This window comes from Microbacterium sp., from assembly GCF_043427715.1.
GTDB lineage: Bacteria > Actinomycetota > Actinomycetes > Actinomycetales > Microbacteriaceae > Microbacterium.
Genome location: NZ_JBHWTD010000038.1, coordinates 1 through 8,185 on the forward strand (window position 1 = coordinate 1; position 8,185 = coordinate 8,185).

Here is an 8,185-nt window from a genome sequence, read left to right on the forward strand (position 1 = left end):
CGCTACTTCAGCGAGCACTCCATGAAGCTCCTCAACACCACCGAGAAGGAGGTCGCGATCCCCGAACTCGCTGCAGCATAATCACAGAAGCTGATCTCGCACGGTGTTGAGAAACTCCACCACTCAGCGGGACGTCACCCCTCGCAGTCCCGGTGGTCGGGTTCAACGAGATGTTCGCGCACCTGATCGGCTATCACCTTCCCGACGCCGCGTTTGTGTGGTGGGTCTCGCCCCTCCTCGGCACCGTCGTCTACCTCTGGGGTGGCTGGCCGTTCCTGACCGGGGCCGTCTCCGAGGTCCGCTCCCGGAAGCCGGGGATGATGCTGCTGATCGGGCTGGCGATCACGGTCGCGTTCATCGCCTCCTGGGGCGCCAGCCTGCACCTGCTCGACCACGAGCTGAACTTCTGGTGGGAGCTGGCTCTGCTGGTGGTCATCATGCTGCTCGGCCACTGGATCGAGATGCGCTCCCTGGCCCAGACCACCTCGGCGCTGGACTCCCTGGCCGCGCTGCTGCCCGACGAGGCCGAGAAACTCGACGGCGACCAGATCGTGAAGGTCGTGCCCGCCGACCTGGCCGTCGGTGACCTGGTCATCGTCCGCCCCGGCTCGGCGGTCCCCGCCGACGGGCGGATCGTCGACGGGTCTGCGTCGATGGATGAGTCGATGGTCACCGGGGAGTCCAGGACCGTCCGCCGGCAGGTAGGCGAGAACGTGGTCGCCGGGACTGTCGCGACCGATTCCGGACTGCGAGTCGAAGTCACCGCCACCGGTGACGACACCGCGCTGGCCGGCATCCAGAAGCTCGTCGCCGACGCGCAAGCATCCTCGTCCCGCGCGCAGCGCATCGCCGACACTGCCGCGGCCTGGCTGTTCTGGTTCGCCCTCGGAGCCGCCGCGATCACCGGCGTGGTGTGGGCGCTGGTCGGGCTGCCCGACGACGCGGTGGTGCGCACCATCACCGTGCTGGTGATCGCCTGCCCGCACGCGCTCGGCCTGGCGATCCCGCTGGTGGTCTCCATCGCCACCGAGCGCGCCGCCCGCGGCGGGGTGCTGGTCAAGGACCGGCTTGCTCTGGAGTCCATGCGCACCGTCGACGCGGTGCTGTTCGACAAGACCGGCACCCTCACCAAGGGTGAGCCCACCGTCACCGCCATTGAGCCCGCCAGCGGCCGCGGCGGTGACGAGACCCTGGCGCTGGCCGCCGCCGCAGAGGCCGACAGCGAACACCCCCTGGCACGCGCCATCACCAGCGCCGCGAAGGAACGCGACCTCGACGTCCCTCAAGCTCGTGACTTCTCCTCCTCGCCTGCCGTCGGAGTGAAGGCGACTGTCACCGACGAGCACGGAGCCACGGTGATCGAGGTCGGGGGTCCGTACCTGCTCGAACAGCACGGACTCGATGAACTGCCCGTCGCCGATAGGTGGCGGGCTGAGGGGGCGATCATCCTGCACGTCCTCGCCGACGGCGAGGTCATCGGCGCCCTGCGGCTGGCTGATGAGATCCGGCCCGAGTCCAAGGACGCCGTCGATGCCCTCCATGCCGCCGGGGCGCAGGTCGTGATGCTCACCGGCGACGCCCAAGCCGTCGCCGACACCGTCGCCGCCGAGCTCGGCATCGACCGCGTGTTCGCCGGCGTGCGGCCCGAGGACAAGGCCGCGAAGGTCGCCGAACTCCAGCGCGAGGGCAGGAAGGTCGCGATGGTCGGCGACGGCGTCAACGACGCGCCCGCCCTCGCCCAGGCCGATGTGGGCATCGCGATCGGCGCCGGCACCGACGTGGCCATCGGCTCCGCCGGCGTCATCCTGGCCTCCTCCGACCCGCGATCGGTTCTCTCGGTCATCGACCTCTCCCGAGTGAGCTATCGGAAGATGAAGCAGAACCTGTGGTGGGCCGCCGGCTACAACCTCATCTCCGTCCCCCTGGCTGCAGGCGTCCTGGCACCGATCGGATTCGTGCTGCCGATGAGTATCGGCGCGATCCTCATGTCCGCCTCCACCGTCGTCGTCGCCCTCAACGCCCAGCTGTTGCGACGTCTCGACCTCACCCCGGCCGCCAGCACCGCCAAGATCCTCGACCGCACATCGACGCCATGACCAGCCGGCTACGCGCCTGTTCACGGCACGTCGCTTGGCGTCCTCAGCCGATTCGTACCGGGGACGACACGGTTGTCATTCGACCGTGACGTGGGTGATAATGGGCGCACAACCGCACATCCCGCCGCAGTTCGCTCCATCAGGTCGTAGGGGAAGACGTACCTGAACGAAACGGAGAGAACGATGGCGACACCTCAGGCGCGTGGAGTGATCTTCATTCACTCTGCGCCGCGCGCGTTGTGCCCCCACCTCGAGTGGGCGGCCGGTCGCGCCCTCGGTCATGCCGTGAACTTCGACTGGGCAGACCAGCCGGTGCTCGCGGGCAGCCGTCGTGCCGAGTTCTATTGGGAAGGCCCTGCGGGCACCGGCGCGGCCCTCGCCTCGGCCATGCGCGGCTGGGAGCACCTCCGGTACGAGGTGACCGAGGACCCGACGCCGCGCAGCGACGGTGGGCGATGGCTGCACACGCCGAGTCTCGGCATCCACTTCGCCCAAACCGACGTCGCCGGCAACGTCGTCATCGGCGAGGACCGCATCCGCTACGCGATGGAGATCGCCGCGGGCGACATGCGGGAGCTGCAGCGGGAGATGAGCGTCGCACTCGGATCGGCGTGGGATGAGGAGCTCGAGCCGTTCCGCCACGCGAGCGACGACGCCCCCGTCGTCTGGCTCCACAAGGTCGGCTGAGCCCCGGCATCGACCGGGTCTGAGACGATCCTCGCGACGCGGACACTCCTCGAACGAAAGACCCTCAGGCGGGGCCGCCACGACCGGCTTCGGAAGGCTTCCCGGAGATCGGGGCAGCGGCATCCCGGCTGATCACAAGAGAAGACGCCCCCGGAAGGCTTCCCGGGGGCGTCTTCTGCTGTCGGATGCCGCGGCTCAGACCGATCGGAACGCGACGACGGCGTTGTGGCCGCCGAAGCCGAACGAGTTGCTGATCGCGAGCTGGTCGCCGTCGCCGAGCGGGGTCGGCTCACCCGAGAGGGCGAACGGGACGGCCGGGTCCGGCTCGGTCATATTGATGGTGGGCGGCGCGATGCGCTCGCGCAGTGCGAGGACTGTGAACATCGCCTCAAGCGCGCCGGTGCCACCCAGCAGGTGTCCCGTGGACGCCTTCGTCGCCGACACAGGCAGCTCTTCGACGCGGTCGCCGAACACGCTCTTGAGGGCGACATACTCATTCGGGTCGCCGACGGGAGTCGAGGTGGCGTGCGCGTTGACGTGGGTGACCTCGTCGGGGGAGGCGCCCGCCATCTCGAGCGCCAGCCGCACGGCACGGGCGGCGCCGGTGCCCTCGGGATCGTTCGCGGTAATGTGGTACGAATCGGCGGTGACGCCGCCGCCGACGAGCTCGGCGTAGATCCTCGCGCCGCGGGCCTTCGCGTGCTCCTCGGTCTCGAGGATCAGCACGGCGGCACCTTCGCCCATGACGAAGCCGTCGCGGTCGACGGCGCCGGGTCGCGAGGCGGTCTCGGGGGAGTCGTTGCGTCGCGACAGCGCCTGCATCGAGGCGAACGAGGCGATCGTGATGGGGTGGATCGCGGATTCGCTGCCGCCGGCGATCACGATGTCGGCGAGGCCGGCGCGCATGTGCTCGATCGCATTGACGAGCGACTCGGTGCTGGAGGCGCAGGCACTCGCGAAGGTGCGGGCGTAGGCGCGCGCACCGAAGTGCAGGGAGAGGTTGCCGGCTGCCGCATTGGGCATCAGCATGGGCACCGTCATCGGCATGACGCGACGTGGGCCCTTCTCGCGGAGGGTGTCCCACGCGTCGAGGAGCGTCCACACACCGCCGATGCCGGTGGCGAACTCGACGCCCAGGCGCTCCGGGTCGACCTCGGGGGAGCCGGCATCCGCCCACGCTTCCTGCGCGGCGACCATTGCGAGCTGCGACGACGGGTCGAGGCGCTTCGCGACCGGCCGGTCCAGGATGGTGTCGGGGCGCACCTTCGCCTCCGCGGCGAAGGTGACCGGAAGCTGGTACTTCTCGACCCACTCGTGCTCGAGCGATCGTGCGCCGGAGGTGCCGGCCAGCAGCGCGTCCCAGCTCTCGCCGGCGGTTCCGCCGATGGGGGTGGTCGCACCGATACCGGTGACGAAGATGCGTGAAGTGCTCATGGATCCCTCGTGCGGCTCCGGTGGGGGCGCACCCCCACCGGATGCGCGCGTCAAGCCTGGTTGGACGTGATGTAGGTGACGGCGTCGCCGACCGTCTTGAGGTTCTTGACCTCTTCATCGGGAATGGTGACGCCGAACTTCTCCTCGGCGTTGACGACGATCGTCATCATCGAGATCGAGTCGATGTCGAGGTCGTCGGTGAACGACTTCTCGAGGGCGACCTCGTCGGCCGAGATGCCGGTCTCGTCGGTGATCAGCTCTGCCAGACCGGCGAGGACCTCGTCGTTGGTGAATGCCATGGGTGTCTCCTTCTGTGGTGGTCGGGCCCGGCGGGCCGTTTGTCAGTTTAGGTCTGAGCGGGGCGCCGTCAGGGGAGGACGACGACCTGGGCGCCGAACACGAGCCCGGCGCCGAAGCCGATCTGCAGCGCGAGCCCGCCACTGAGCTCGGGATGCTCCTCGAGCAGGCGGTGCGTCGCCAGCGGGATGGATGCCGCGGAGGTGTTGCCCGTTGTCTCGATGTCGCGGCCGATGACCACCGACTCGGGGAGCTTCAGCTGCTTGGCGAACTCATCGATGATGCGCATGTTCGCCTGGTGGGGCACGAACGCGGCGAGGTCCTCGACGGTGATGCCAGCGGCCTCGATCGCCTGACGGGCGACCTTCACCATCTCCCACACCGCCCAGCGGAAGACGGTCGGCCCCTCCTGGCGGAGGGTCGGCCACGGTGCGACACCGTCGCGGAAGTCGGTGAGCGTGTGGTTCATGCCGACGGCATCCGATTTCGAACCGTCCGATCCCCAGACGGTGGGGCCGATGCCGGGGGTGTCGCTCGGGCCGACGACGACGGCGCCGGCGCCGTCACCGAGCAGGAACGAGATGGAGCGGTCGGTCGGGTCGACGACGTCGCTGAGCTTCTCGGTGCCGATGACGAGGGCATAGGTGGCCGCCCCGGCGCGCACGAGGGCGTCGGCCTGCGCGACGCCGTAGGCGAAGCCGGCGCACGCGGCGTTGAGGTCGTAGGCGGCGGCTGGGTTGGCTCCGACGCGATCGGCGACGATCGCCGATACCGACGGCGTCTGCTTCGGGTTGGAGATCGTCGCAACGAGGACGGCGTCGATCTTCTCGGGCGAGACGCCGGAGCGCTCGATGGCTTCCCGGGCGGCGTCGGTGGCGAGGTCGATCGCGGTGGTGCCGTGCTCGGCGCGCATGCGCGTGACGATGCCGGTGCGCTGGCGGATCCACTCATCGCTGGAGTCGATCGGACCGATGAGGTCCTCGTTCGGGACCGCGTTCTCGCCGCGCGCGGCACCGTAGGCGTAGATGCGCGTGTGCGCGGCGCCGGTGGACTGCTTCAACGTCGCGGTCATGCGCTCTCTCCGGTCAGGAGGGCCGTCGCCGCGGCGAGGTCCTCGGGAGTCTTCACGGCGACCGAGGGTACGCCGCGCAGGGCCCGCTTGGCGAGACCCGTGAGGGTGCCGGCCGGGGCGAACTCGATAAGTCCGGTGACGCCGGCGTCGGCGAAGGAGGTCATGCAGAGGTCCCAGCGAACCGGGTTGGCGACCTGTGCGACAAGCTGATCCAGCGCGGTCCGGCCCGAGGTCACGACGCCGCCGTCGCGGTTGCTCCACAGGGTGCGGGTGGGGTCGGATGCCGCGACGTCTGCCGCTGCGGCGGCGAGTGTGTCGACAGCGGGTGCCATGTAGGACGTGTGGAAAGCACCCGCGACCTGCAGCGGGATGACACGCGTTCCGCGGGGAGCGTCTGCGGCGAGCTCGGCGAGCGGGGCGAGCGCGCCGGCGGCCACGATCTGCCCGCCGCCGTTGTGGTTCGCGGGCGTGAGACCCAGCTCGTCGATCCGCCCGAGGACGGCTGCTTCGTCTCCGCCGACGACGGCGCTCATCCCGGTCTGCTCGAGGGCGGCGGCTTCTGCCATCGCGCGACCGCGGATGCCGACCAGCCGCATGCCATCGGCGGCGCTCAGGACCCCCGCGGCGAGGAGGGCGGCGATCTCTCCGACCGAGTGGCCCGCGACACCGGTGACGGCGGTCTGGTCTCCGAGGGCGCGCCACGAGAGCAGGCTCGCGGCGACGATGAGCGGCTGGGCGACTTTCGTGTCGCGGATCTGCTCGGCATCCCACGTGATTCCGGCGGAGATCAGGTCGATCTCGGCGTACTCGGAGTACTCGGCCAGCAGGTCGCGGGATCCGTCGAGCTCGAGCCAGGGGGCGAGAAACCCGGGGGTCTGCGAACCCTGACCGGGGAAGACGGCGATGATCACGGTTTCCATCCTTGCAAGAACGATCAGCGAGCCGCTGTCGGAGTGCGCACAAGAAACGCAGGATGCCTTGTGCGCGCCCTACAGCTCAAGGGTACCGATCAGCCTGCCAGAGATCGGGTCAGCCGCGACGGACTCCGGCGGCGCGGCGGCGTGCCACGTCGCTGCCGATCGAGCCCAGGATGAGCGCCGTCTGGAGGATGAGCGCTTCGCGGGGACCCGTGGCATCCCACCCGATGACATCCGACACGCGCTTCAGGCGATAGCGCACGGTGTTCGGGTGGACGAACAGTTCGCGGGCCGTCGCCTCGAGCGAGCGTCCGTTGTCGAGGTAGCTCCACAGCGTCGTGACGAGGTCGGTCGAGTGCGCCTGGAGCGGCCGGTAGATGCGCTCGATGAGCGTGGCTTTCGCCAGCGGATCGCCCGCCAGTGCGCGCTCGGGCAGCAGATCGTCGGCGTCGACGGGGCGCGGGGCGTGACGCCACGACTTCGCGACCGCGAAGCCCGCGAGGGCCGCGCGCGCGCTGAGGCCCGCGTCGAGGAGTGCGGGCGCCGTGGGACCGAGGACGAGATGACCGCTGCCGAAGCCCGGCTCGAGGCGGGTCGCGATCTCCGAGAAGGCGAGCTGCTCGAGGTCTTCACGCCCCCACTCGGCACGACCGATCACGAGCACGAGACGCGAACCCTGCACGCCGATGAGGACGTCCACGCCGAGCTTGCGGGCCGTGCGACGCAGCTGATCGACGTCGAGCTGGGGCGGCGTCGTGCCGACGAGCACCGCGACCTCGCCATGACCGTGCCATCCGAGGGCGGCGATGCGGCTGGGCAGCTCCTCGTCGGCCTCACCGGTGAGGATCGAGTCCACCACGAGGGCTTCGAGCCGCGCGTCCCAGAGACCGCGGGCTTCGGCGGCGCGTGCGTAGACGTCAGCCGCCGCGAAGGCGACCTCGCGGGAGTACAGCAGCATGCTCTCGCGCAGCCCGCCGCCCCTGCCCGACACGCGCTCTTCGGTCGTCTCCACCGTGACGCGGATCAGCTGCAGGGTCTGCGTGAGGCTGATGCTCCGCAGCAGTTCGCGCGGCGCCGAGGCGAAGATGTCCGCGGCGATCCACGGCGTGGAGGTGGGGTCGTCGTACCAGTCGATGAAGGCGGAGATCCCCGCCTGCGCGACCAGACCGACGGCCGACCGCCGTCCCGGTGGCATCTCGGAGTACCACGTCAGCGATTCCTCGAGTCGGCGGAGCGTGGTGGTCGCGAGGTCACCGGAGATACGGCGGAGCCACGCGAGTGTCTCCGCCTTCTCCTGGGCGGTCGGCCGTTCGGTCATCGGTGAGGTCAGGCCTCGCCGCCGGCGTTGCCCGAGGTGCCGGCGTTGACGTCGTGCAGGCGGTACTTCTCGATCGCCTGCGCCATCAGGCCGCGGTCGACGACGCCGTCCTCGGCCAGGGCCTGGAGGGTCCGGACGACGATCGACGGGCCGTCGATCTTGAAGTGGCGACGCGCGGCGGCACGGGTGTCGGAGAAGCCGAAGCCCTCGGCACCGAGCGTCGCGTAGCGGCGCGGCACCCACTGGCGGATCTGGTCCTGCACGGCGTGCATGAAGTCGCTGACGGCGATGATCGGTCCCTCGGAGTCGCGCAGCTTCTCGGTGACGTAGGCCGTCTTGGGCTCTTCGGTCGGGTGCAGGAGTT

7 protein-coding genes and 1 pseudogene are annotated in these 8,185 nt (G+C 69.8%); 2 read left to right on the top strand and 6 right to left on the bottom strand.

The annotated features are described in order from the left end of the window. Positions 1 to 170: 170 nt before the first annotated feature. Positions 171 to 2,096: a heavy metal translocating P-type ATPase gene (locus ACHFGS_RS03695; RefSeq protein WP_394289159.1), complete on the top strand. Its 1,926-nt coding sequence runs from the start codon at positions 171 to 173 to the stop codon at positions 2,094 to 2,096. Positions 2,097 to 2,279: 183 nt separating this feature from the next. Next, positions 2,280 to 2,783 carry a DUF3145 domain-containing protein gene (locus ACHFGS_RS03700; RefSeq protein ID WP_394278580.1) on the top strand — a complete coding sequence of 168 codons (504 nt, stop codon included), beginning with the start codon at positions 2,280 to 2,282 and terminating at the stop codon, positions 2,781 to 2,783. Between the two features lie 195 nt (positions 2,784 to 2,978). Here ACHFGS_RS03700 and ACHFGS_RS03705 read toward each other — a convergent pair whose 3' ends face one another. From ACHFGS_RS03705 to ACHFGS_RS03730, 6 genes and pseudogenes are all read right to left on the bottom strand, one after another. Further along, positions 2,979 to 4,217: a beta-ketoacyl-[acyl-carrier-protein] synthase family protein gene (locus ACHFGS_RS03705; RefSeq protein WP_394278579.1), complete on the bottom strand. Its 1,239-nt coding sequence runs from the start codon at positions 4,215 to 4,217 to the stop codon at positions 2,979 to 2,981. A 50-nt stretch (positions 4,218 to 4,267) separates the two neighbouring features. Beyond that, the gene (locus ACHFGS_RS03710) at positions 4,268 to 4,516 is read right to left on the bottom strand and encodes an acyl carrier protein (RefSeq protein WP_394278578.1); all 249 of its coding nucleotides are present in this window, start codon (positions 4,514 to 4,516) and stop codon (positions 4,268 to 4,270) included. Between the two features lie 68 nt (positions 4,517 to 4,584). Continuing rightward, a complete protein-coding gene (locus tag ACHFGS_RS03715; protein WP_394278577.1) occupies positions 4,585 to 5,586 on the bottom strand; it encodes a beta-ketoacyl-ACP synthase III in 1,002 nt (333 codons plus the stop codon). Then, the gene (locus ACHFGS_RS03720; protein WP_394278576.1) at positions 5,583 to 6,497 is read right to left on the bottom strand and encodes an ACP S-malonyltransferase; all 915 of its coding nucleotides are present in this window, start codon (positions 6,495 to 6,497) and stop codon (positions 5,583 to 5,585) included. The genes ACHFGS_RS03715 and ACHFGS_RS03720 overlap by 4 nt, the downstream gene beginning before the upstream one ends. Positions 6,498 to 6,615: 118 nt before the next feature. Continuing rightward, the gene (locus tag ACHFGS_RS03725; RefSeq protein ID WP_394278575.1) at positions 6,616 to 7,821 is read right to left on the bottom strand and encodes a PucR family transcriptional regulator; all 1,206 of its coding nucleotides are present in this window, start codon (positions 7,819 to 7,821) and stop codon (positions 6,616 to 6,618) included. A gap of 8 nt (positions 7,822 to 7,829) precedes the next feature. After that, positions 7,830 to 8,185 (bottom strand): annotated as a pseudogene (locus ACHFGS_RS03730) (pyruvate dehydrogenase (acetyl-transferring), homodimeric type); the annotation flags it as partial.

Bases quoted from the DNA above. Each gene is read 5' to 3' on its own strand.
- ACHFGS_RS03695 (WP_394289159.1), top strand. From the start codon at position 171: ATGTTCGCGCACCTGATCGGCTATCACCTTCCCGACGCCGCGTTTGTG.
- ACHFGS_RS03700 (WP_394278580.1), top strand. From the start codon at position 2,280: ATGGCGACACCTCAGGCGCGTGGAGTGATCTTCATTCACTCTGCGCCG.
- ACHFGS_RS03705 (WP_394278579.1), bottom strand. From the start codon at position 4,217: ATGAGCACTTCACGCATCTTCGTCACCGGTATCGGTGCGACCACCCCC.
- ACHFGS_RS03710 (WP_394278578.1), bottom strand. From the start codon at position 4,516: ATGGCATTCACCAACGACGAGGTCCTCGCCGGTCTGGCAGAGCTGATC.
- ACHFGS_RS03715 (WP_394278577.1), bottom strand. From the start codon at position 5,586: ATGACCGCGACGTTGAAGCAGTCCACCGGCGCCGCGCACACGCGCATC.
- ACHFGS_RS03725 (WP_394278575.1), bottom strand. From the start codon at position 7,821: ATGACCGAACGGCCGACCGCCCAGGAGAAGGCGGAGACACTCGCGTGG.